20 protein-coding genes are annotated in these 23,074 nt (G+C 63.7%); 9 read left to right on the plus strand and 11 right to left on the minus strand.

Annotated features, from left to right (window positions below; all coding sequences use genetic code 11):
- Positions 1–117: 117 nt before the first annotated feature.
- Both rhaS and MJ8_RS04685 read right to left on the minus strand, forming a co-directional pair.
- Positions 118–1,113 (minus strand): rhamnose ABC transporter substrate-binding protein, encoded by a 996-nt coding sequence (gene rhaS / locus MJ8_RS04680; RefSeq protein WP_201413304.1) that lies wholly within the window; start codon positions 1,111–1,113, stop codon positions 118–120.
- Between the two features lie 54 nt (positions 1,114–1,167).
- On the minus strand, positions 1,168–1,977 hold the full coding sequence (locus MJ8_RS04685) for a DeoR/GlpR family DNA-binding transcription regulator (protein ID WP_128259638.1): 810 nt from the start codon (positions 1,975–1,977) through the stop codon (positions 1,168–1,170).
- Between the two features lie 188 nt (positions 1,978–2,165).
- Between MJ8_RS04685 and MJ8_RS04690 the strand changes: the two genes are divergently transcribed.
- The 5 genes from MJ8_RS04690 to MJ8_RS04710 all read left to right on the plus strand — a co-directional run bounded on the left by MJ8_RS04690 (position 2,166) and on the right by MJ8_RS04710 (position 9,506).
- On the plus strand, positions 2,166–4,268 hold the full coding sequence (locus MJ8_RS04690; protein ID WP_201413305.1) for a bifunctional rhamnulose-1-phosphate aldolase/short-chain dehydrogenase: 2,103 nt from the start codon (positions 2,166–2,168) through the stop codon (positions 4,266–4,268).
- A 93-nt stretch (positions 4,269–4,361) separates the two neighbouring features.
- On the plus strand, positions 4,362–5,654 hold the full coding sequence (gene rhaI, locus MJ8_RS04695) for an L-rhamnose catabolism isomerase (RefSeq protein ID WP_201413306.1): 1,293 nt from the start codon (positions 4,362–4,364) through the stop codon (positions 5,652–5,654).
- A 99-nt stretch (positions 5,655–5,753) separates the two neighbouring features.
- Positions 5,754–7,493, plus strand: a complete 1,740-nt coding sequence (gene ggt, locus MJ8_RS04700) for a gamma-glutamyltransferase (RefSeq protein WP_201413307.1) — start codon at positions 5,754–5,756, stop codon at positions 7,491–7,493.
- A 349-nt stretch (positions 7,494–7,842) separates the two neighbouring features.
- Positions 7,843–8,634, plus strand: a complete 792-nt coding sequence (locus MJ8_RS04705) for a hypothetical protein (RefSeq protein WP_201413308.1) — start codon at positions 7,843–7,845, stop codon at positions 8,632–8,634.
- Positions 8,598–9,506, plus strand: coding sequence for a hypothetical protein (locus MJ8_RS04710; protein ID WP_201413309.1), 909 nt, complete (start codon positions 8,598–8,600; stop codon positions 9,504–9,506). Before MJ8_RS04705 ends, MJ8_RS04710 begins: the two co-directional genes overlap by 37 nt.
- A gap of 47 nt (positions 9,507–9,553) precedes the next feature.
- Here MJ8_RS04710 and MJ8_RS04715 read toward each other — a convergent pair whose 3' ends face one another.
- The 3 genes from MJ8_RS04715 to MJ8_RS04725 all read right to left on the minus strand — a co-directional run bounded on the left by MJ8_RS04715 (position 9,554) and on the right by MJ8_RS04725 (position 13,331).
- Positions 9,554–9,898: a hypothetical protein gene (locus MJ8_RS04715; RefSeq protein WP_116390159.1), complete on the minus strand. Its 345-nt coding sequence runs from the start codon at positions 9,896–9,898 to the stop codon at positions 9,554–9,556.
- Positions 9,899–10,113: 215 nt separating this feature from the next.
- A complete protein-coding gene (locus MJ8_RS04720; RefSeq protein WP_201413310.1) occupies positions 10,114–11,469 on the minus strand; it encodes a sigma-54-dependent transcriptional regulator in 1,356 nt (451 codons plus the stop codon).
- Positions 11,466–13,331 carry a sensor histidine kinase gene (locus tag MJ8_RS04725; protein ID WP_225248123.1) on the minus strand — a complete coding sequence of 622 codons (1,866 nt, stop codon included), beginning with the start codon at positions 13,329–13,331 and terminating at the stop codon, positions 11,466–11,468. The genes MJ8_RS04720 and MJ8_RS04725 overlap by 4 nt, the downstream gene beginning before the upstream one ends.
- A 239-nt stretch (positions 13,332–13,570) precedes the next feature.
- Here MJ8_RS04725 and MJ8_RS04730 point away from each other — a divergent pair, with 239 nt between their 5' ends.
- Both MJ8_RS04730 and MJ8_RS04735 read left to right on the plus strand, forming a co-directional pair.
- On the plus strand, positions 13,571–14,908 hold the full coding sequence (locus MJ8_RS04730; RefSeq protein WP_201413312.1) for a dicarboxylate/amino acid:cation symporter: 1,338 nt from the start codon (positions 13,571–13,573) through the stop codon (positions 14,906–14,908).
- A 139-nt stretch (positions 14,909–15,047) separates the two neighbouring features.
- Positions 15,048–15,629, plus strand: a complete 582-nt coding sequence (locus MJ8_RS04735) for a histidine phosphatase family protein (RefSeq protein WP_201413313.1) — start codon at positions 15,048–15,050, stop codon at positions 15,627–15,629.
- 159 nt (positions 15,630–15,788) lie between these two features.
- On the opposite strand, the gene MJ8_RS04740 is transcribed toward MJ8_RS04735, so the two are convergent.
- Positions 15,789–16,538, minus strand: a complete 750-nt coding sequence (locus tag MJ8_RS04740; RefSeq protein WP_201413314.1) for a pseudouridine synthase — start codon at positions 16,536–16,538, stop codon at positions 15,789–15,791.
- 81 nt (positions 16,539–16,619) lie between these two features.
- On the minus strand, positions 16,620–17,705 hold the full coding sequence (locus tag MJ8_RS04745; RefSeq protein ID WP_201413315.1) for a hypothetical protein: 1,086 nt from the start codon (positions 17,703–17,705) through the stop codon (positions 16,620–16,622).
- Positions 17,706–17,749: 44 nt separating this feature from the next.
- Here MJ8_RS04745 and MJ8_RS04750 point away from each other — a divergent pair, with 44 nt between their 5' ends.
- On the plus strand, positions 17,750–18,922 hold the full coding sequence (locus MJ8_RS04750) for a cytochrome P450 (protein ID WP_201413316.1): 1,173 nt from the start codon (positions 17,750–17,752) through the stop codon (positions 18,920–18,922).
- Positions 18,923–18,959: 37 nt separating this feature from the next.
- On the opposite strand, the gene MJ8_RS04755 is transcribed toward MJ8_RS04750, so the two are convergent.
- The 4 genes from MJ8_RS04755 to MJ8_RS04770 form a co-directional block, all read right to left on the minus strand.
- Positions 18,960–19,817: a hypothetical protein gene (locus tag MJ8_RS04755; protein ID WP_201413317.1), complete on the minus strand. Its 858-nt coding sequence runs from the start codon at positions 19,815–19,817 to the stop codon at positions 18,960–18,962.
- Positions 19,717–20,562 (minus strand): sulfotransferase, encoded by an 846-nt coding sequence (locus tag MJ8_RS04760; RefSeq protein WP_201413318.1) that lies wholly within the window; start codon positions 20,560–20,562, stop codon positions 19,717–19,719. The genes MJ8_RS04755 and MJ8_RS04760 overlap by 101 nt, the downstream gene beginning before the upstream one ends.
- 134 nt (positions 20,563–20,696) lie before the next feature.
- Positions 20,697–21,185 (minus strand): hypothetical protein, encoded by a 489-nt coding sequence (locus tag MJ8_RS04765; protein ID WP_225248125.1) that lies wholly within the window; start codon positions 21,183–21,185, stop codon positions 20,697–20,699.
- A 117-nt stretch (positions 21,186–21,302) separates the two neighbouring features.
- Entirely contained in the window at positions 21,303–21,743 is a 441-nt protein-coding gene (locus MJ8_RS04770; RefSeq protein ID WP_201413319.1) for a hypothetical protein, read from the minus strand.
- Between the two features lie 224 nt (positions 21,744–21,967).
- Here MJ8_RS04770 and MJ8_RS04775 point away from each other — a divergent pair, with 224 nt between their 5' ends.
- Positions 21,968–23,068 carry a helix-turn-helix transcriptional regulator gene (locus MJ8_RS04775; protein ID WP_225248126.1) on the plus strand — a complete coding sequence of 367 codons (1,101 nt, stop codon included), beginning with the start codon at positions 21,968–21,970 and terminating at the stop codon, positions 23,066–23,068.
- Positions 23,069–23,074: the final 6 nt, after the last annotated feature.

Consider the following 23,074-nt stretch of genomic DNA (forward strand, 5'->3'; position numbering starts at 1 on the left):
GGTCGACCTCTCCCCGAGGGGAGAGGAGCTTGCGAGCTTGGCTCCAGGCTCTTCTCCCCACCGGGGAGAAGGTGGCCGCGAAGCGGCCGGATGAGGGGCAGCGCCGTCAGTCCGAGATCAATAGATCTTGGAGAACTTCTCGATGTTGGTCTTGTCGAACTGGAAGGGCGGAGCCATCGCGGCCGAGTTGGTGTCGTCGAGCGTCACCTTGCCGACGCGGCCGATCGACAGTGTGGCGCCGGGCTTGGCCTCTTCCTTCTTCACCGCCAGGTCATGCGCGAGGTAGATCGCCGAATAGCCGAGGTCGATCGGGTTCCAGAGAGCAACAGCCTGCGAAGCGCCGTTGTCGATGAACTTCTTGAACTCGGAAGGCAGGGCAAGACCTGTGACATTCACCTTGCCGATCAGGTTCTCGTCCGTGACGACCTGCGCAGCCGCTACAACACCAACTGTGGTCGGCGCGATGATCGCCTTGAGGTTCGGGTAGGACTTCAAGAGACCCTTGGCTTCGTCGGTGCTCTTGGCCGAGTCGTCATCGCCATAGACGGTGGCGACCAGCTTGATCTTCGGGAACTTCTCCGGCAGCACCTTCTTGGCCGCTTCGATCCAGGCGTTCTGGTTGGTCGCGGTCGAGGAGGCCGAGAGGATCGCGACGTCGCCGCCCTCCGGCAGATAGTCGGCGGCGAGCTTGATGATGGTCTCGCCGATCAGGTTGGTGTCGGACGGGTTGAGGTGAAGCTGGCGGCCTTCCTTGGCGACGCCGGAGTCCCACGAGATCACGGTGATGCCGCGCTCCATCGCCTTCTTCAGCACCGGCACCAGCGCGTCGGCGTCATTGGCCGACACGGCAATGGCGTTGACCTTCTGCGCGATCAGCGAGTTGATCACTTCGATCTGCGCCTCGGCGGTAGCCTTGGTCGGGCCGGTGTAGATGACGTCGACATCGCCCAATTCCTTGGCGGCTTCCTCGGCGCCCTTGTTGGCGGCGTCGAAGAAGCCGTTGCCGAGCGACTTCACCACCAGCGCGATCTTGACGTTCTCGGCATAGGCGGCATTGACGAACATGGCGGCGGAAAAGGCCGCCGTAACCAGCAGTTTCTTCAAAAAGCTCATCGAATATCCTCCCTTGAGCGTTGCATTCCATCGCCGCTGCGAGCGCGAGTTCCCTCAGGCCTGCAGTGAAGATTCTTCCTTGTCGCTTGACTGTCTGCGGGCGACGATCAGCGCCACGCCCGCTGTTTCCAGCATCTTGGCCTCGCGGTCCTCGATGCCGTCATCGGTGATCACGGTCGCGATGCGCGACAGCCCGCACAGGATCAGGCTGGAGCGCATGCGGAATTTCGAGGAATCGACCAGCACCACCAGCTCGTCGGCCTGGTCGATCAATTTCTGCTCCGCCTGGATCAAGAGCGGGTCGCCTTCCATCAGCCCGAGCGGCCCCAGCCCTTGCGCACCCATGAACATGCGCCGCGCATAGAAATTGCGCGTCACGTCATTGTCGAAGGGCGACAGGATGATGTTCTGCTCGCGGTAGATCGTGCCGCCCGACAGCATCACCGTGTTCTTCGAATGCTTGAGCAGGTGCTCGGCGATCGGGAAGGAATTGGTGAAGATCGGCATGCGGCGGCCGGTCAGGAAATGCACCATCTGGAAGGTGGTGGTGCCGCCATTGATGATGATCGGCTCGCCGTCCGTGCAAAGGTTGACCGCTTCCCGCGCGATCGCCCGCTTCTGCGCGGCGTTCAGCGTCTCGTTGACGGAGAAGGGCCGGCCGGCGAGGCCGATGAACTGCGGCGGCGAGATCGCCTCGGCGCCGCCGCGCACCCGGCGCAGGCGTTTTTGAACATGCAGCGCCGCGATATCGCGCCGGATCGTCGCCTCGGACGAGTCCGTCAGCTCGACCATCTCCTGCACCGTCACCACCGGCTTTTCCTGGACGGCGGACAGAATGATCCTGTGGCGTTCTTTTTCGTGCATGGTTCCTCCCAGCCCAGGCATCAGGCACTAGAAAACGCGCAGTGTCAATCATTTCCGATCATATAATTTCATTGTGCAGTGCAATATGATCGATCTTGATCGTTTCTGATTGACAAGCGGGGCGCTTGCGTAGACATTCGCCGCGAGAAAAGAGGAGCGCGGCGCTCGCGCTCCAAGGGAGGATACCTATGCTCGACAAGCGCTCCGGCTCGCGCCTCGCCAACCTCTGGGACGATGCAAAGGCCGAAGGGATGAGCGGTCCCGAGCTCCTGGTCTATCGATCGAACACGCTGGGTTCCGACAAGCGCGTCACCAATTACGGCGGCGGCAACACCTCGTCCAAGGTCTGGCAGAAGGATCCGCTGACCGGCGAGGAGGTCGAGGTGCTCTGGGTCAAGGGCTCTGGCGGCGACAGCGCCTCGATCAAGCTTGACGGTTTCGCCACCCTCTACATGGACAAGCTGCGCGCTATCAAAGCTCTTTATCGCGGCGTCGAGCATGAGGATGAGATGGTGGGCTATCTGCCCCACTGCACCTTCAACCTCAATCCGCGCGCGGCCTCGATCGACACGCCGCTGCATGCTTATGTGCCGAAGGCTTGCGTCGACCATATGCATCCCGACGCCATCATCGCCATCGCCGCTGCCAAGGATTCCAAGGCGATCACCAAGGAGATCTTTGGCGATACCATCGGCTGGCTGCCGTGGAAGCGGCCGGGCTTCGAGCTCGGTCTGTGGCTGGAGAAATTCTGCCTGGAAAACCCGGAGGCCAAGGGCGTGGTGCTCGAAAGCCATGGCCTGTTCACTTGGGGCGACACGCCGAAGGAGTGCTATGAGACGACGATCTCGGTGATCAACCAGGCGATCGACTGGTTCGAACGTAAGTCTGAGGGCAAGGCGATCTTCGGTGGCGAAGCGGTGAAGGCGCTCGACGCGCCGGCACGTCGTGCCATCGCCGCCAAGCTCATGCCCAGGATCCGCGGCCTGATCTCGCAGACGAGCCACAAGCTCGGCCATTTCGACGACCAGCCGGCGGTGCTCGAATTCGTCAATTCGAAAGACCTGCGCCCGCTGGCGGCGCTTGGCACCTCCTGCCCCGATCATTTCCTGCGCACCAAGATCCGGCCGCTGGTCATCGAGTTCGATCCGGCAAAGCCGGATGTCGACGCCGTCATCGCGCGGCTGGCCGACGACATCGCCGAATACCGCGTCGGCTACCAGGCTTACTACGACGCCTGCAAGCACCCGGACTCACCGGCCATTCGCGATCCCAATGCCGTGGTCTACTTGATGCCCGGCGTCGGCATGTTCACCTTCGCCGGCGACAAGGCGACGGCGCGCATCTCGGGCGAGTTCTATGTCAACGCCATCAATGTCATGCGCGGCGCTTCGACGGTTTCGTCCTATGTCGGCCTGCCGGCGCAGGAAGCCTTCGACATCGAATACTGGCAGCTCGAGGAGGCCAAGCTCCAGCGCCTGCCGAAGCCGAAGGCGCTCGCAGGTCAAATCGCCTTGGTCACCGGCGGCGCCGGCGGCATCGGCCGCGCCACCGCCAACCGGCTGCTGCGCGAAGGCGCCTGCGTGGTGCTCGCCGACATCGACGAGGCGGCGCTCGCCAGCGCCAATGAAGAGCTGTCGAAGGCATTCGGCAAAGACTTTGTCCGTCCGGTGCGGATCGATGTTACCTCCGAGGACCAGGTGCTTTCGGGCTTCGCCGAAACGGCGGTCGAGTTCGGCGGCATCGACATTCTTGTGTCGAATGCCGGCCTCGCCTCCTCGGCGCCGATCGAGGAGACGACGCTGGCGTTGTGGAACAAGAATATGGACATCCTGTCCACCGGCTATTTCCTCGTCTCGCGCGAAGCCTTCCGCCTGTTCCGTGCCCAGAAGATCGGCGGCAACGTCGTCTTCGTCGCTTCCAAGAACGGCCTCGCCGCTTCGCCGAATGCGTCCGCCTATTGCACCGCCAAGGCCGCCGAGATCCACTTGGCTCGCTGCCTGGCACTGGAGGGCGCGGAGGCGCAGATCAGGGTCAACGTCGTCAATCCGGACGCCGTCCTGCGCGGTTCCAAGATCTGGACCGGCGAGTGGAAGGAACAGCGCGCCGCAGCCTACAAGATGTCGACCGACGACCTCGAGGAGCATTACCGCTCGCGCTCGATGCTGAAGCGCTCGGTCTTCCCGGAAGACATCGCCGAGGCGATCTATTTCTTCGCCTCCGACATGTCGGCCAAATCGACCGGCAACATCGTCAACGTCGACGCCGGCAACGCGCAAAGTTTTACGCGCTAGCTGCGCTTTCCCTTCTCCCCATTTACGGGGAGAAGGTGCCCGAAGGGCGGATGAGGGGCGGCGCCAGCCGAACGAATTCTGGGAGGAATTGCATTGTCTGAAGTCATCATCTCGGCCGACCTCGTCGCCAAGCACAACGCCGCGCGCAAGGTCGATCTCGAACGCGACTACGCTGCCCTCGGCGAGCGCCTCGACCGCCGCGGCATCGCCATCGATACCATCCGCGACAAGGTCGAGAAATTCGGCGTCGCGATCCCATCCTGGGGCGTCGGCACCGGCGGCACGCGCTTCGCCCGCTTTCCGGGTGCTGGCGAGCCGCGCGACATCTTCGACAAGATCGAGGACTGCGCCGTCATTGCCCAACTGACGCAGGCGACGCCGACCGTCTCGCTGCACATCCCATGGGACAAGGCCGATCCGAACCGGCTGAAGCAGGCGGCGTCCCGCTTCGGCCTCGGCTTCGACGCCATGAATTCCAACACCTTTTCCGACGCACGGGATCAGAAGCTGTCCTACAAATTCGGCTCGCTGTCACATCCCGACGCCGGCACGCGCCGGCAGGCGGTCGAGCACAATCTCGAATGCATCGAGATCGGCAAGACTCTGGGCTCCAAGGCGCTGACGGTGTGGATCGGCGACGGCTCGAACTTCCCCGGCCAGGTCAATTTCGCAAAGGCCTTCGAGCGCTATCTCGACGCTATGCGCGAAGTCTATGCCAGCCTGCCGGACGACTGGCGGCTGTTCACCGAGCACAAGATGTATGAGCCGGCCTTCTATTCCACCGTCGTGCAGGACTGGGGCACGAATTACATCATCGCCAGGGAGCTCGGTGACAAGGCCTTCTGTCTTGTCGACCTCGGCCACCACGCGCCCAACGTCAACATCGAGATGATCGTGTCGCGGCTGATCCAGTTCGGCAAACTCGGCGGCTTCCATTTCAACGATTCCAAATATGGCGACGACGACCTCGATGCCGGCTCGATCGATCCCTACCGGCTGTTCCTCGTCTTCAACGAGCTGGTCGATGCCGAGCTTTCAGGCGCTAAAGGCTTCAACCCTGCGCATATGCTCGACCAGAGCCACAACGTCACCGATCCGATCGAAAGCCTGATGCTGTCGGCGGTCGAGGTGCAGCGCGCCTATGCGCAGGCGCTGCTGGTCGACCGCAAGGCGCTGGAAGGTTTTCAGGAAGCCAATGACGCGCTGATGGCGACCCAGACGCTAAAAATGGCCTACCGCACCGATGTCGAGCCGATCCTCGCCATGGCGCGGCTTAGGACCGGCGGCGCCATCGAACCGGTCGCCGCCTATCGCGAGGCCGGATACCGCGCGAAGGTCGCTGCGGAGCGCCCGGCTGTTGCAAGCGGCGGCGGCGGCATCGTCTGACGGGCAGACATCCGATTTGATCTGGCCCAGCGCCGTTGGCGGTGGACAGGGCTGTCGACACGGTCTTTCCTAGGCGTCCCCAACGCCAGGAGCACCGCCATGCCCTTGACCCGTCGGACGCTGATCGGCGTCACCCTTTCGCTTGCACTCACCGTCGCGCCGCCGATCACCGCTTTCGCAGCGTCGCCCGCTCCCGCCAAGGGCGAGCATGGCATGGTGGTGACGGCCCAGCACCTTGCCACGGAAGTCGGTGTCGATGTGCTGAAGAAAGGTGGCAACGCCGTCGATGCGGCGGTTGCCGTCGGCTATGCGCTCGCCGTGGTCTATCCCAATGCAGGCAATATCGGTGGCGGCGGCTTCATGACCGTGCGCATGAAGGACGGCCGCACGACCTTCCTCGATTTCCGCGAGCGCGCGCCGCTTGCAGCGACGAAAACCATGTATCTCGACAAACAAGGCAATCCGGTAAAAGGCGCCAGCCTCGACGGCTACCTCGCCGTCGGCGTGCCCGGCTCGGTCGCCGGCTTCGAGATGGCGCGCGAGAAATACGGCACGCTCTCGAGACAGGATCTGATGGCGCCGGCGATTGCCTATGCCAGGGACGGCTTCGTCCTCAACCAGGGCGACGCCGCGTCGTTCGCCGACAGCGCCGACCGGCTGGCGAAGGACCCGGCGACGGCGGCCATCTTCCTGAAAAAGGACGGCAAGCCCTACGGCATCGGCGAGACGCTGGTTCAGCCTGACCTCGCCGCCTCGCTGTCTGCGATCTCGGAAAAGGGGCCGGATGCCTTCTACAAGGGGGCGATTGCCGATGCCATCGTCAAGGCAAGCGCCGCCAAGGGCGGCATCCTCGCCAAGGGCGATTTCGAGCAATACGCGGTGCGCCAATTGAAGCCGGTGACCTGTTCCTATCGCGGCTACGAGATCATCTCCTCGCCGCCGCCGAGTTCGGGCGGCGTGATCATCTGCGAAATCCTCAACGTGCTCGAAGGTTATCCGCTGTCCTATCTCGGCGCCGGATCGGCCGAGACGGTTCATGTCATGGTCGAAGCCATGCGCCATGCCTATGTCGACCGCAATTCGGCGCTGGGCGATCCGGATTTCGTCGACAATCCGGTCTCGAAGCTGCTCGACAAGAACTATGCCAAGGACATACGCGACAAGGTCGACCCGTTTCGCGCCGGCGTGTCGAAGGAACTGATGCCGAAGGGTTTCGGCGAGTCGCAGGAAACCACGCATTATTCGATCATCGACAAGGACGGCAACGCGGTGGCGGTCACCTATACGCTGAACGGCTCCTTCGGCGCCGGCGTCGTCGCCGACGGCACCGGCATCCTGCTCAACAACGAGATGGACGATTTCACCCAGAAGCCCGGCGTGCCCAACCTCTACGGCCTGGTCCAGGGCGAGGCCAACGCCATCCAGCCGAAGAAGACACCCTTGTCCTCGATGAGCCCGACCATCGTGACGAAGGACGGCAAGCCGTTCATGGTCATCGGCAGTCCGGGCGGCTCGCGCATCATCACCATCACGCTGGAGGCAATCGTCAACGCCATCGACCACGGCATGGACATCCAACAGGCGATCGACGCGCCGCGCATCCACCATCAATGGCTGCCGGATACGATCTATGTCGAGCCTTTCGGGCTGTCGCTGGACACGGAGCGGCTGCTTGCCGGCATGGGCTACCACCTCGACCTGAGCGACGAGACCTGGGGTCAGGCAGCCGGCATCCTTGTCGGCGGCAAGAACCTCAGCGAGGTCGAGAAGGGCGGCGGCGCCCGCTACAACGGCGCCATAGACAGCCGCGCGGCTGCCGGCGAGGCGTTGGGATATTAGCGCGGTTCGCCGTTTCACCGAAACGGCGAACCGCTCTATCTCTTTGTTCTTACGCAATTCCAGACGGAAAACCGCTCACACTTTCCCTTGGAATTGCTCTAGCTCAGGGCCTATGAATTGGTCAGGCCATTTAACGTGGCAGTGGCCGCCGCCTTGGCCGGCGCCACCCGACTGCCCGCAGCGGCGGTGTTGTCGCTGCCCGGGTAGGGAATGCGACCCGCCGGCACTCACGACGGCTCAGGCCATTGAAGATTAATGACAAATCGCTAGAAGGCAAAGTAGCGGACGATGTCCCTTTATGCCTAAACATGCCAAGGCCCCAGGCCGGCACTATAGTGGCGGTCGATGAATGAGTGAAAGTTTTTCTTTGGTGGTTCCTACGCGTGACGGAGCGCCGCACAGTCTGATCATTGCGGAAGAATATCGACGGCTCGGGATTGAAGTTCGGTATTTCGTCGATAGCCGTTCATCGCCGCGATATATAGAAGATGTGATTCGTGAAGTTGACCTGGCCACCAAGCTATCCGTCAGGTGGGGGCGGTCTTATGTGGAAGGCATTCTGCCGAAGATTGCAGCCGTTTCACGGGCAAGGCGTATTTTCCGGCTGGACGACGATGAATTCCCCTCGCGTGCCTTGCTGGCTTGGCTACGCGGTGTTGCAGCGCCGACAAATAAGCCAGTGGTCGCCGTCCCACGCCAGGCCGTAGCCGTTATCGATTCCAGGCCTGTCGTCGCTGCGAAATTGCCCAATTTGCCGCCGCACGACTTTCAGTTTAGAGGGTTCCTCGTCGATTCCGTAAAATTCAAGAAAAAAATCCACACGCCGGGCTTCTCGTTCAATGAATCCGACGTCCTATACGCGCCTTCGGAGTGCCACATCTACCATTTCGACTGGGTTGTGCGAAGCCGCGAGCAGCGTGCCGGCAAACTTGAATTCTACGAGAAGAAGGAGCCGGGAGCGTTCGAATTGTTGAAGTATCAGTATCTCTACGAGGATTTCGATCCAGCCCTTTATGAATTTACCCCGTTGGACGATTCCGACGTATCGGCCTTGGCCCTTCGGCTCCATGCTGGGCGGCCTGCACCCGCGGAGGCGATCAAGGGATGGACGCGGCTTTTCCGCAGGATAGTCCGTCGATGAATCCGTTTCGTTTCCTCTCGGGTCAGCGGCCGTTGCCCAGCCCATCGGCAGGTGGCCGGCAGGCAGGGATATTCATAACGCATGTGCTGAACCATCGAATACGGGCTCATTTTGACCGTCTCTGCCGCGAAACCGAGGAAATCATCGACTGGCAGTTCGCCTATAATCCGTGGACGGTGGATGACCTCGCCGCCGGACGAGGAGAATTCGAGATCGACCGGACCTCCCCGCGCGTACGTCAGGCCGTGGATAACGGGCACTTGTCGATGGGCTATATGGACATCGTCCTCTTCCCTTTGGCGAAGTCCGCAAATCGGGAATTCGTCTGGATTCTTGAGTATGATGTCGACTTTGCCGGCCGGTGGCCCGATTTTTTCCAACAGTTTTCAAACAATGGCGCGGACTTGCTGGCGACGACGCTCAATACGCGCCGCCGCGATCCGCGCTGGACATTCTGGGGCTACGCAAATGGACCGTGCCCGAAATCACGTTTCACGAGGGCATTTATGCCCATCATGCGCGTTTCGAGGCGCTTGATTGATGTCTACGAAGCGGCGCTCTCGACAGGCGAGTGGAGTGGGCACTACGAATTCCTCGTACCGAGCATTGCGCGCGTTCATGGCCTGAGGATCGAGGATATCGGCGGGACCGGGCCGTTCGTACCCTGGCGCCGCAGGAAACGAAACTATGTGAATGCGGCGAAGGACCCCCATCTCAGTCCGGGGACGTTCGTCTGGCGCCCATCGATGATGGCTTATTTTCACGAAGACGACAGCGCATTCACGCAACGGGCCATGCTTTACCATCCGATCAAGGCCGACGTGGTCGAATGGGAGGCCGAAGCGCCCGGGGCGCTATCCGAGGCCATCTGATGCGGAGGGGCCTAGGTTGGTTATCGCACACCAACTGTATTGTCTGATCAGGTCACCAGCGTGATGGTCGAGGCGATCAGCATGACGGCGGCGATGGCGACGAAAAGAGCATAGATGCGCGGCCGGTCGAGCAACAGCGCATTGCCGGAAATCCAGGCCGCCGTGGCGCCGCCGAGCGCGAACAGGAAGCCGTTGCGATGGCCGAAGGACATGGAGGCGGCCATCAGCCCGCCGATGATCAGCGCGCCGAAGACGATGATGACGGCGACGGCATATTTCTCGAAATCATTGCCGCTGCCCATCGCCGGCCCCATCGCATTGAGATTGGGCAGGTCGTCCGGGTCGAAAGGGCTGGTCGAGCCGTATTCGTCTTGACCGAGGGATTCGCGCATCGTTCATTCTCCGCTGGGCGGCAACAAACCATCAACGCCTGCCGAGCGCAACCCGGCAAAGCCGCCGCGGCGATGCATTCGCCGTCCGGCTGATGCCCGCGTGCCACGGTTTCCCGGTCGATTTCAACGGCGTAGCGGCGTAGCGGTTCCAGGCATGACGCCGAAAGGGGTGAAGTGGTTTTCGGGCGACCTCATGCCCCATTTCCGGCCTTGATCTACCTGGAAAAATCACTGCGCACGATGCCGTGCCGCTGCAGCTTGTCGTAGAAGGTCTTGCGCGGGATGCCGAGTGCCTCGATGGTGCGGCGCACGTCGCCGTCGTTGCGACCAAGTGTCTCGCGGATGATCTCGGCCTCGTAGCGATCGAGCCGTTCGGGCAACGGCATCGCGGCGTCGCTTTCCATTGCCGCAGGGGAAGGCGTTTCGCCGACTTGATCGAGCCCGAGCACGAAGCGTTCGGCGAAATGGGCGAGTTCGCGCACATTGCCCGGCCAGTCGTGCTCCTTGAGGTGACGCTGGACCGTCGTGGAGATCGCCGGCACGGTGCGCCGGAAGCGGGCGGCGGCCCGCTCGGCGAAGTAGCCGAACAGCAGCGGCACGTCGTCCCGCCTTTCGCGCAGCGGCGGAATGGAAAGCGTCACCACATTGAGCCGGTAATAGAGGTCCTCGCGAAAATTGCCGCGCTGGCTGGCATCGCCGAGATCGACCTTGGCCGCCGCGACCACCCTCAGGTCAACCGGGCGCACCTCATTGGTGCCGAGCGGCGTCACCTCGCGCATTTCGAGCACGCGCAGCATCTGCACCTGCGTCGCGGCCGGCATGCTTTCGATCTCGTCGAGGAACAGCGTGCCGCCGCTCGAATGCTCGATACGGCCGACGCGCTTCTTCTGCGCGCCGGTGAAGGCGCCGGCCTCGTGTCCGAACAACTCGCTTTCGATGACCGTCTCCGGCAGCGTGCCGCAATTGAGCGCCACGAAATTGCCCTTGGCGCGGCGGCTCCAGTGGTGCAGCAGGGTCGCCACCACCTCCTTGCCGGAGCCGGTCTCGCCGGTCACCAGCACGTCGACATCGGTGTCGGCGATCTGCCTGAGCGTTCGGCGCAGCCGCTCCATCGCCGGCGTCTGGCCGATCAGCGGCAATCCTTCCTGCGCCTGTTCGGCCGCCTCGCGCAAGGCGCGGTTTTCCATCACCAGCCGGCGCTTCTCCGCCGCGCGCCACACACTTTGCGCCAGCCGGTCGGCGGCGAAGGGCTTGGTGATGAAGTCATAGGCGCCGTCCTTGATCGCCTTGACCGCCATGGCGATGTCGCCGTGCCCCGTGATCAGAATGACGGGAATGTCGGGATCGAGATGCAGGACGCGGTCGAAAAGCTGCAGCCCGTCGATCTCCGGCATGCGGATGTCCGAGACAACCACGCCGGCGAAGTTCCTGTCGAGCGTCGCCAAAGCGTCCCGCGCCACCGCGTAAGCCGACACCGCGAAGCCGGCCAATTCCAGCGTCTGCCTTGTCGCCTTGAGCAGGTCGCTGTCGTCGTCGATCAGGATCACCGGTGCGGGATCGTTCTTGGTCATGCTGCACCGGCTTTCGAAAGATGGACGGTGAAGCGCGTGCCCTGGCCGCTGCTCGAGACCTCGATGCGCCCGCCATAGTCGGCGACGATGTCCTTGGCGATGACCAAGCCGAGGCCAAGACCCTTTTCCTTCGAGGTGTTGAAGGGTGTGAACAGCGATTTCAGGATCGCGGGCGGGATCCCCGGCCCGTTGTCGGAAACGACCAGCGCTACGTCTTCGGCGGTTTCGGTCGCGGAGACTTCGACCCGCGCGCCGTCGCGGCCTTCAAGCGCCTCCAGCGCGTTCTGGAACAGGTTGATCAGCACCTGCTCCAGCCGCAGCCGGTTGCCCATCACTTTCAGCGCCGGCGGCGGCAGCGTGATCGCCAGCGCGTCCAGCCGGCCGGCGAAGCGGCTCCTGAGCAGCACCACGGCGCCTTCGATCACGCCGCGCAATTCGATGGGCTCGGCGGCGGTGCGGCCTTTGCGGGCGAAAGCTTTCAGTTCCTCGGTGATCGAGCCGATGCGCTCGGTCAGCGCGGCGATGGCGCCAAGGTTCTCCTCGGCCGAGGCGCTTTGCTTGCGCTCCAGGAAGACGCGCGCATTGTCGGCATAGGCGCGGATCGTCGCCACCGGCTGGTTGATTTCATGCGCGACGCCGGCGGCGACCTGACCAAGGGTGGCAAGACGGTTCGCCTGCACCAGCTCCTGCTGCATCACCTGCAGTCTCGCCTCCGTGCTGCGGTGGTCGGCGATCTCGGCCTGCAGCCGGTCGCGCGCCAGGCTGAGGTCCCGTGTGCGCTCCACGACCCGGCGCTCGAGCTCGGCGCGCGCTGCCTGCTCGGCGGCGATGCGCATCTGGCCGGACTGCCGGCGCCACAACAGATAGGCGGCAAAGGCGATCAGCGGCACGAAGACGCCGAGCACCAGCAGCCGCATCTCGCGCTGCGCTGCGGCTATCGGTGCTTCGGCCGGAACGAGATAGTCGAGCCGCCAGGGCGTCGACGGCACCGCGGTCGAGAGCCGCAGATATTCCGCGTCGCTGCCGCCGGGCGTGATGGCATGGACCAGCGCGACGTCGGAACTCAGCGGTTGCGGTTTCGTGACCGGCAAGGGCACCAGCGGCGCATCGCCGAATTGCTGGCTGCCGCGGATGTCGACCGCGACCGGAGCAGCCAGCGGCGCTATCGTCATGAAGCGCCAGGAGGGCACGCTGGTGATCAGCACCACGCCATGCGCATCGCTGACATAGGCCGGGCGGTTGGCCTCGTGCCAGTCGGACTCGAGCTGATCGAACTCCATTTTGACCACGACGACGCCGAGCGGCCCCGAGGCGCCGTCGACGCGGCGCGAGATGTAGAGGCCGGGACGCTTGCTGGTGTTGCCGAGCGCGAAATACTCAGCCGTGCCCGTCTGCATCGCGCCCGAGAAATAGGCGCGAAAACCATAGTCGTTGCCGACGAAGCTCACCGGCTCGCGCCAGTTGCTGGAAGCGATCGCCAGGCCGTCCGTGCCGGTGACGTAGAGCACCGAGGCCTTGGTGCCGGAAACCAACCCTTCGAGCTTGCGGTTGAGCACGTCGATCGCGGCTGGGCTGCGTTCGCTCAATGCGTCATGCACCTGCTGGTCCTCGGAGAGAAGCAGCGGCAGCGCACGCGGGTTTTCCAGCACCGCGCGCAGCAGCGCCACCTTGAGGTTGGCGTCCGTGCGCCCTTGCGTTGCCAGCGCTTCGATCTCGGTCGAGCGGCCATAGAGACCTGCGCCGTAGAGCGCTGCCGCGATGATCGCCAGCGCCACCGCCGTAAACAGCAGCCAGGCGCGCCGCGCCCGCCCGGCAAGCAGTTCGGGCGTTGGGGCGAGGGCAGCGGCAGGGCGTTGCAGCATGCCGCATCTGTGCATGTTTTCGCACAAGGCGCAATTCGACCTATGCGGATATCCGCACGGACGCTCTCGAAGCTGCCTTTCGTCGGTTCGAAAAAAGCCAACAAAATCAACATTTCGCGGCTTCGGGCGTCGTCTGGCATGCGCGTTGCACATGCATCGGCAGCAGCCGCAAGGCTGTGGAGGTCAACAGCCCCCAGGGAGGTCGAGCGTCTCGATCGGGGGGTCGAACGGAGGACATCATGCAGACAGCAATCGCTGCCGCCGAACCGCGCGGCAAGGTTCCTTTTTACCGGCATCTCTATGTGCAGGTCCTGGTGGCGATCGCCGCCGGCATCCTGCTTGGCCATTTCTATCCCGATCTGGGCGCCTCGCTGAAACCGCTTGGCGATGCCTTCATCAAGCTGGTCAAAATGGTGATCGCGCCGGTGATCTTCCTCACCGTAGCGACCGGCATCGCCGGTGTTTCGGACCTGCACAAGGTTGGCCGCGTCGCCGGCAAGGCGATGATCTATTTCCTCGTCTTCTCGACATTGGCGCTCGTCGTCGGCCTCGTCGTGTCGAACGTCATCCAGCCCGGCGCCGGCATGCACATCAATCCGGCGACGCTCGACCCGTCGAAAGTGGCGACCTTCGCCGAGAAGGCCCATGACACGACGGTCGTCGGCTTCCTGATGAACATCATCCCCGACACCATCACCGGCGCCTTTGCCCAGGGCGACATTCTGCAGGTGCTGTTCTTCTCGGTGCTGTTCGGCATCGCGCTGGCGCTGGTCGGCGACCGTGGCCGCCCCGTGGTCGATTTCCTGCAGGCGCTCACCGCGCCGGTCTTCCGCCTCGTCGCCATCCTGATGAAGGCGGCTCCCATCGGCGCCTTCGGCGCCATGGCCTTCACCGTCGGCAAATACGGCATCGGCGCGATCGCCAACCTCGCCTTCCTGATCGGCACCTTCTATCTGACGTCGCTGCTCTTCGTGCTCGTCGTGCTCGGCGCCGTCGCATGGTACAACGGCTTCTCCATCCTGGCGCTGATCCGCTACATCAAGGAAGAGCTGCTGCTGGTGCTCGGCACTTCTTCGTCGGAAGCCGCGCTTCCAGGACTGATGGCCAAGATGGAGCGCGCCGGCTGCAACCGCTCGGTCGTCGGTCTTGTCATCCCGACGGGCTATTCCTTCAATCTCGACGGCACCAACATCTACATGACGCTGGCCGCACTGTTCATCGCTCAGGCGACCGACACGCCGCTCACCTTCGGCGACCAGATCCTGCTCCTGCTCGTCGCCATGCTGAGTTCCAAAGGCGCCGCAGGCATCACCGGCGCCGGCTTCATCACCCTGGCCGCCACGCTCTCAGTGGTGCCCTCGGTGCCGGTCGCCGGCATGGCGCTGATCCTCGGCGTCGACCGCTTCATGTCGGAATGCCGCGCGCTGACCAACTTCGTCGGCAACGCGGTCGCGACCATCGTTGTGGCGCGCTGGGAAGGCGAGCTCGACCAGAAGCAATTCGCCGCCGCCATGGCGGGCCAGTTGCCGGAGGAGGCCGATCTCGCGCTGTCGGGCGGGCTGCAGCCGGCGGAGTGACAGGCAGCACCGGGCATCCGCCCAAGCCTGTGCTGGCCGAACAGGTCGCGGCTCCGTCGCGGCCTGTTCTTTTCGCTGGCAGCCGCATAGGCTGCGCCGGCCGGATTCCCGGCGAAACACTCAGTCGAGAGGGCGGTCGATGAGCAGCGCGTATCCCGAGATCTATCTTGTCCGTCACGGCGAGACCGAATGGAGCGCCTCGGGCAGGCACACCGGCCGCACCGATATCCCGCTGACGGCGAAAGGCGAGGAGGCGGCGCGCGGCGTCGCCGACCGTCTCAAGGGGCTGACGTTCCAGGCGGTCTGGTCGAGTCCTTCGCAGCGCGCCTTCGACACCTGCCGGCTCGCCGGCTTCGGCGAGCGCGCGGTCAAGAAGCCGGACCTGCAGGAATGGGATTACGGCGCCTATGAAGGCGTGACGACCAAGGAGATACTGTCGAAGCGCCCCGGCTGGCAGTTGTTTCGCGACGGCTGCCCGGACGGCGAGACGGCGGCCGATGTCGGCGCGCGCGCCGATGCGATCATAGCCGCGCTGCGCGCGGTTGCCGGCAATGTGCTCATTTTCTCCAGCTCGCATTTCCTGCGTGTCTTCGCGGCACGCTGGGTCGGCCTGTTGCCGGAAGGCGGCGAGCATTTTGTCCTCGACACGGCGAGCCTGAGCATTCTCGGTTACGAACACGATCTGACCGAGCCGATCATCCGGAGGTGGAACCAGAAATAGCGAGCGCGGGCTCCCCCCTCATCCGGCCGCTTCGCGGCCACCTTCTCCCCGGCGGGGAGAAGAGGAAGGTCCGCGCCAACCGTCTCCTCTTCCCTCGGGGAGAGGTCGGATTGCCCCGAATTGCCCTTCGCAATTCGGGTGAGGGGGACGCCTCGCGCCTTACGCCGCAAGTATCGCCAGCTCTTCGCTCGTCAGATGCCGCGCCTTGCCTTTGGCGAGCTCGCCGAGCCGCAATCCGCCGATCGCCACCCTGATCAGCCGCAGCACCTCGATGTCGAAAGCGTTGAGCAGTCTGCGGATCTGCCGGTTGCGCCCTTCGTCGAGCACGATCTCCAGCCAGGCCGTCCGCCCGCCGCTGCGCAACGGCGCGATCGAGCTTGCCCTGAGCAACTCCCCATCGACCAGGGCGCCCTTACGAAAGCGTTCCAGCATTTCCTCGTCGGGCACGGCCGCGATCTGCACATGATAGGTCTTGGCGACATGCGAGGCGGGATCGAGCAAACCGTTCGCCCAACGCGTGTCGTTGCTCAGCAAAAGCAGCCCTTCGCTCGCCTTGTCGAGCCGGCCGACCGGCGACACGAACGGCAGGTCGAGCCCTTCCAGGCAGTCGTAGACCGTACCGCGGCCTTCGGGGTCGTCGCGGGTCGTGACCAGCCCGCGCGGCTTGTTGAGCATCAGATAGACCTTGCGCTCGGCAACGACGCGCTCGCCGTCGACGGTGATCCGGTCGCGGTCGAGGTCGACCCAAAGCGAAGGGTCGCGCGCCACCTTGCCGCCGACCCGCACGCGCCCCTCGGCGACGAGACGCTCCGCCTGCGCGCGCGAGCAGAAGCCGAGCTTGGAGAGCGCTCGGGCGAGGCTGACCTTGGCGACGACGGAGCGTCGAACATTGTCGGATGGGCGTGCCAACGATTCTGCTTTCGAACTCAATTGCGAACGGATGCCACGTACGGTGACATCATCGCAACTGTTCGATCGCTGGCAGGCATTTCAGCTGTTCCTGCCGAGGAGCGTTCTTAGGCGCGTCTTCAAGCTCCGCAGCGAGATGCTTCGCCTGAAATAGAGCTTGCGGATGCGCCGCCGCACGCGACGGGCTGCTTGCCTATGCACGTCGTCCGCGTTTCGAGATCCATGCGCGATCCGTACAGGCGGGCCGGAAGACGGTCTGGTCAATCCCAGCATGGCTTGGCTGTGAAGGTCTGCGTAGAAGGCATAATTCGCCTTAGCATCCCACCACGGCGGCCGCGAGTTCACCGTCGGGTTGCTGTTGATCTCGAATGTCTGGATCTGCCCATCGACCAGACCATAATCGATGCGGCCGTATTCGATGCGCGCCAGATCGAAGATGGCTTTCAGTCGTTCCGCATGAGGGTTCTCGCGGACATAGTCGTGATGCTCCGCCCGCTCGGCTGCACTGAGCTTGGCGTTCGAATATTTCACATACCAGTCTGAGCTGATGAAGCAGTGCTGGGCGTAAACTGCCTCTCCGACGCGAAATGCCGAATATTTCCGGTATTGTCCGTCGGCCGAAGGCGCGGCGCCGAATTCGACGATCATGAGATCGGGGTCGCCGCGGATTTCTGCGGGCAGGCGGGCAATGGCCTTCGTCAGATCGTCCGCGTTGTGAAGCAGACCGGACAGGGGCGCCACGTGCTGGCTTGCCCAGCGCAGGAACACCGGAAAGCGGCCTATCGTTTCGCGCTCTCCGATGCGGTAGACGTCGAAGCGGTTGAGGCCGGCGGCCTTCAGTCGCTTAAGAAGTTCGAAGCGGCCGAGCGCCGCCGCCGGATTGTTGAGCAGCGGTAGCGCCGGATGCTGGGCTGCAATCCTGTGATGGAGCGCCGTCGCCATTTGCATCTGACTGGGCGACAGCCTTTCGAAATCGGTGAATATGAAAGGCCCGGGCGCCACGAGGCCGAGATTGCAGAGCTGCTCATAAGGGAGTATGCGCAATAGCCCATTGAGCGGGGTTGCATAATATTCGAGGAACACGCCGATGGTGTATGCGTGCTCCTCAGCGCAAAGGTAATAGACGGGGCCGGGGCCACAACCGGGGCTTGGGGGCAGGATGTTCATAAAGCGAGCCGCGCTGCGGTCGGGGCATAGACGTGGACCTGTCCATGCATGGTGAAAGCCGCTGGGCAGGCATACGCTCCGGTTCGTTCGGCGCTTCCGGCGACCTCTATGCCCTTTACGATGCGATGCGTCGTGAAGCGCCCGTATGGGGGGCGCCGTGGGGCGATGTCTATGTCTCGCATTTCGATCTCGTCGCCGCCTGCCTGACCGACCCGCGCATGTCGCATCTGCCGCCGGCGAGCGGCGTCGCGTCGGACTCGGCGTTGCGCAACTGGCTGATCTACCAGGAAGGTTCCACCCACGCCGCAATCCGGGCCGCATTCCAGAAACCATTTGCCAGCGGCGGCCCGGCCGCCTTGAAGCCCTATGTCGACCAGGCCGTCGAACTGCACTGCACTACTGTCTCCGACGGTGACCTCGACATCGTTCCGGCTTTTGCCCGCGCGGTTCCCGAAAGCGTCATTGCGCGCCTGCTGGGCGTGCCGGCTGCCGACATCCCGCGGCTGCGCGCCTGGTCGATGGCGGCGCGCGAATTGCTCGATGGCGGGTTCGGCACCGCTTTCGATGAGACGACCAATGCGGTCGATGAAATGTCGGCCTATTTCACGGCGCACGCCGCAAGGCTCCTCAAAGGCCGCGAATTGCCGATGCTGCTCGCAGGCTTGCCGGATCTCGTCGGCAAGGTCGGGCTGGATGTCGCAGGCGCCAACCTGGCTCTGCTTGCCTTTGCCGGCCACGAGACGACGGTGCATCTCATCAGCCACCTGTTCTACCATCTGGCCTGGGCCCCGGATCAGTTGGCCACGGTACGTGACGAGCCGAAGCTTGTGACCAATGCCATTGCCGAAACGCTCAGGCTGGAAACGCCAATTCAGAAAATCTGCCGCTGGCCGACAGAGACGATCGAACTCGGCGGGCAAAGGCTGGCCAAGGACACGCTCGTCGTCCTGCTTCCAGGGGCGGCAAATCGCGATCCGCGGCGATTTGCCGAAGCCGACCGCTTCGATCTGCGCAGGCCGGTCGGGCAGAACCTCGCCTTCGGCCGCGGACCGCATGTCTGCATCGGTCGTGCGCTGGCCGAAATGGAGGCTCGGGCGGTCTTGGCTGCCGCGCTCGAACGCTGGTCCGCCATCGAGCCCGTGGAAGGAGGGGCGAAATGGCTGGACAATGCATCGTTCCGCGGACTCGACCGCCTTGTCCTGCGGTTGGCCGCGTGACCGGGAAGATGAGCCTTCCGGGAAAGCTTTTCGGCAGCTAGCGGCCATGCACCATGCCCTCGGCGAAACATGATGCGCCATAACGCTTGAGGTTTGAGAGGTCGAATTCGGCGATGCACGCCAGCTCGATGCCGCGATGGTAGAGCGGGTTTGCCTCGAGGAAGAAGGCCGCATGCCGGTTGCGCGGGGCTCTATGCTCGGCGTCGGCCCACTGCTCGCGCAAATGCCCCTGCGACTCGCCGAAGTCGATCAATCCAGTCGACGGGTCGAAGAGCCGGCCGTAGCGGGCGCCGGCGATCCGGTCACGGATACGTTTCAATTCCGGCGCGATCTCTGTATCGGCAGCCGGAAAATAGGTTCGGAAGAAATTGGGAAGGATGCGATAGGTCCGATCGCCCTTGACAATCGGAAACCAGAAGAGCTGACGGTTGCCGAGACCGGCTTTGATCGCCCCTGCCGCCCGGAACCATGCCCGCAGCAGCACGGGGTCTCCCCATCGCGAGGCGTCCAGGACCGTGTCGCCTGAGAACAGATAGTTGATCTCAACCTCGTCCACCTCTTGCCTGCCGACCAGGATGGTCGAGAAGCCGATTACGTCACCAGCGCCCGACCACACGAGGACGACGGAGTCTTTCTCGGCCAGATCGTGTTCGAACCGCCCGCGGTCGGCTGCGGCGTAGTGACGTTCGTAAAGGCTGAACATCCCGTCCCGAAGGCATGAATCGAGCGCACCGACCGCGACGGTTTCCGACGTGGTCGAATCCTGGCCTTGTTTCGCTCTTGACGCCGTCCCGCTAACGGACTTCGTAGCTGGCCTGTCGATCTCGCAAATCCCCCACCCAGTGCTCTGCGTACCCAAACGCCCGGCGCAGTATGCGGCATCGCCAGTTAACATTCCAGATGTCCGATGCCGTGAGCGCCGATCTGTAGGTGCCAATGCTTCGCGCCGAAACTGGCGCCTCCGACAGCTCGGTGCGGTATGAGCGCCAGTAGCGATGGGTCAGCAGTTCCCTGAGGCTGGCGCGTTTGGCCGGGTCGGCCGTCAAGATCCCGTCGCCAGGCTGCAGTCCGAAACTCTGCCAGACCTTGGCGAGCGCGGCGGCAGGATCGGCGACCGCATCCTCGTAGCGCACGAACACGGCTCTGTCGCGGAACTGCCCGTTCGTGCGATGCATTCTGAGGGCCGGCAAATATGCCCGATTATAGGTTTTGCAGAGCCGGGCGACGCTGCCCGCGGAAGCAAGCGTCCTGCGTCCCAGGAGCCGTTGCTTGGCGCCCACGGTGAGGATCGATGTGATCGTGTCCTTCGGCTCGCGGACGGAGATTGCGAATTTTGCCTCCGGCAGCAATTGGGCGACCAGCGGCAACATCGGCGCGACCTCGACGGTTCGCAGCACGAGGCATTGCGGCTTGCCGGAATGAAGCCAGGCGTCATGGAGGCGGGCGTAGAGGAACCGGCGCGTCTCGCCCAAAAGCGCGTCGGGCGATTGAAGATAGTCCGCTGCAAACGCGCTGTCTTCACCGCCGTAGCGTATGTAGAGTTGCAGAATGTCCACGATCAAGCGCGCCGGGGCGAGCCTTTCACCTGTGTCGGGTGATGTGGAAATCAATCTGTGCAGCAGTGATGTGCCGCTTCTCATGCAGCCGGTCACGAAAACGAGCTTGAACGGAACTGAGGGAGACCCCATGCGTGGATATTAAGCCTGGGCTTCAGTGCCGCAACCTAAATTAGCACCCACTCGATGCGCCATATGGCGATGCCGGCTTCGCGATGTCATTCGCCCGACGCCGGCGCGCTCAGCCTCCGGTAGGAGACGCCGTCGAATGTTGCCGTCACGAAGCTTTTGACCGACATCCTGCGCCTGCGCCCGTCGCTGCAGGCATAGAGCGGCCAGCCGGCCTCGCTGCACTCGCTGGCCATGCAGATGCGGGTCACGCAGTTGCCTGTGGTCAGCCGGAAACCGCCCTTGCCGACGAAACCTTGGAGCAGGCTGCCGTCCGCCGAACGCCATGTCCGTTGCTGGAATTCAGGCCGCAACAGGCGAGGCTCGAGCGGCGCGGCCAGACCGGCCTGCGCCCCTTGGCCCGCATATTGAAGCCGGTAGCGCGCCATGCCGGTCGTATAGGCGGTGATGAGATCGGATTGGCCGGAATAGGCCGATGCGAGGTCGGGGCGGTCGAAAAGATGGGACGCGCGCGGCTCCGCCGCCGACGGGCCCGTCAAGGAGGCGATGGCGACAAAGGCCAGGTAGACGCGAAGCATCCCGATTTCCAGCAGCCATTCCGGTCCGGCATGCCGGCTCGCCCGGCTACCCGCGCCTACAATCTTTCCAATCGGATTTTCGCGCAAGCGCCCGGATTTCAGGGCGGTGGTGCTTTGTCAGCCATTGGCGGCCGGTGGCAGCTCGAACAGGTGGGCACCGTCCTCCCGCCCTCGGTCGACATAGCCGATCACGCGGAACCATTTCGCGACGTCCGGCCGGTCCAGCCAGCTGCGCGAATGTATGGGAAGGTTGCCGGCAAGCGCCTGGACATGCCGGATGTGCCGCTTGCAGAAGCGGACGGTCGCGGCGTTGAAGAAATCCTCCTGCGCCGCAAACAGCGTGTCGGCGGCGTCCCCGTTTTCGTGCCAGGCGATGATCGCCACTGCCCTGTCTTCCTCGACGAGCGCATGCGCCCGGCCTTCCTTCAGGTTCATCATCAGATTGTCATAGGCGCTTTTGCTGTCCTTGCCGGCCGCCACATACTCGTCCGACATTCGCTTGGACAGCTCTCGGAAGACACTTTCCAGGTCTCCGACCGTCGCCGCGCGTGCTCTCATTTCTCCTCCTGACAGCCCGCCAGCAGTTTGCCCCAAGGAAGGGAGATCACCAAGAAAACCAAATTCCCGATCTGGGCGATGCGCGCAATCTCATTTCGCATGGACGCGTCCGACCGCTGATCCCGCTCGCATATCAGCGTTGGCTTGAGATCGCATTTCCCTTGTTGGATACTGGGCTGTCCCGGGCCTGCCCGGCCAGCATCGTTGTCCCAGCACCGTTCTCAATGGCGGCCATGATCGACCTGATCGAAACCATATACGAGGCGGCCTTCGTTCCGGAGCGATGGAGCGCGGTGCTCCGGAAAGCGAGCGACCTGTCGAACGCGGCCAGCGCTCAGGTCTTCTTCTTCAGCGACGACGGCCCGCCGCGCGGAACGACGCTCGACAATCTGCGGCCGCTGTTCGACGAGTTCATCAAGGGCGATTTCTGGAAGTTCTGCGACAGCGTACAGAAGATGTGCGGCCTGCAGCCGGCGAGCTTCGTGCGCGTCGACGACTTCTTGAGCCCCGATGAGATCGAGCGCGATCCCGCCCGCATCATGCTGAGGGAGTTCGGCATCGGCGCGCATCTGTGCACGGCGATCCCGATGCCGACGGGAGAGCTGGCGACTTTCGTCTTCCAGAAATGGATCAGGGATGGCGGCTTCGCCCAAGGCGAGGTCGACGAGCTCGACGCATTGCGGCCTCACCTGGCCCGCGCCAGCCTTGTCGCCGGCCGGCTGCGGGTCGAGAGGGCGGCGGCCGCCACCTCGGCCCTCGACCTGCTTGGGTTGCCGGCCGCCGTGCTGTCGGCCAACGGTCGCGTCATGGCGACCAACCCGCATCTGGACAGGCTCGACACGGCCTTCCTGCCTGTCGCCTATGGCGGATTGGCAATAGCCGATCGCGACGCCAACCGGCTGTTCCAGCTGGCCGTGACCGGCATGAACCGGGCGGACAATGCGGTCGGATCCATCCCCGTCCCCGGGATCGGCGGCGAGGCGCCGTTCGTCGTCCATCTGTTGCCGCTGCGGCGCTCGGCGCACGACATCTTCGGCAACGCCGACATCCTGGTAGTGGCCACGCCCGTCAAGCCGAGCGCGCTCGTGCCTTCGGCGAGCCTGCTCAACGCCTTGTTCGATCTGACGCCGGCGGAGGCGCGGCTGGCGGCCGATCTTTCCGCCGGCCTCACCTTGGCGGAGACGGCCGCACGGGGCGGCATTACCGTCAAATCCGCCCGCACATATCTCGAGCGCGTCTTCCAGAAAACCGGCACCCATCAGCAGAGCCAGCTGGTTGCCATGCTGAAGACGCTGCAGCCGCTGGCCTCACTGCCGCCGCAATAACAGGGA

Source organism: Mesorhizobium sp. J8, from assembly GCF_016591715.1.
Classification (GTDB): Bacteria; Pseudomonadota; Alphaproteobacteria; order Rhizobiales; family Rhizobiaceae; genus Mesorhizobium.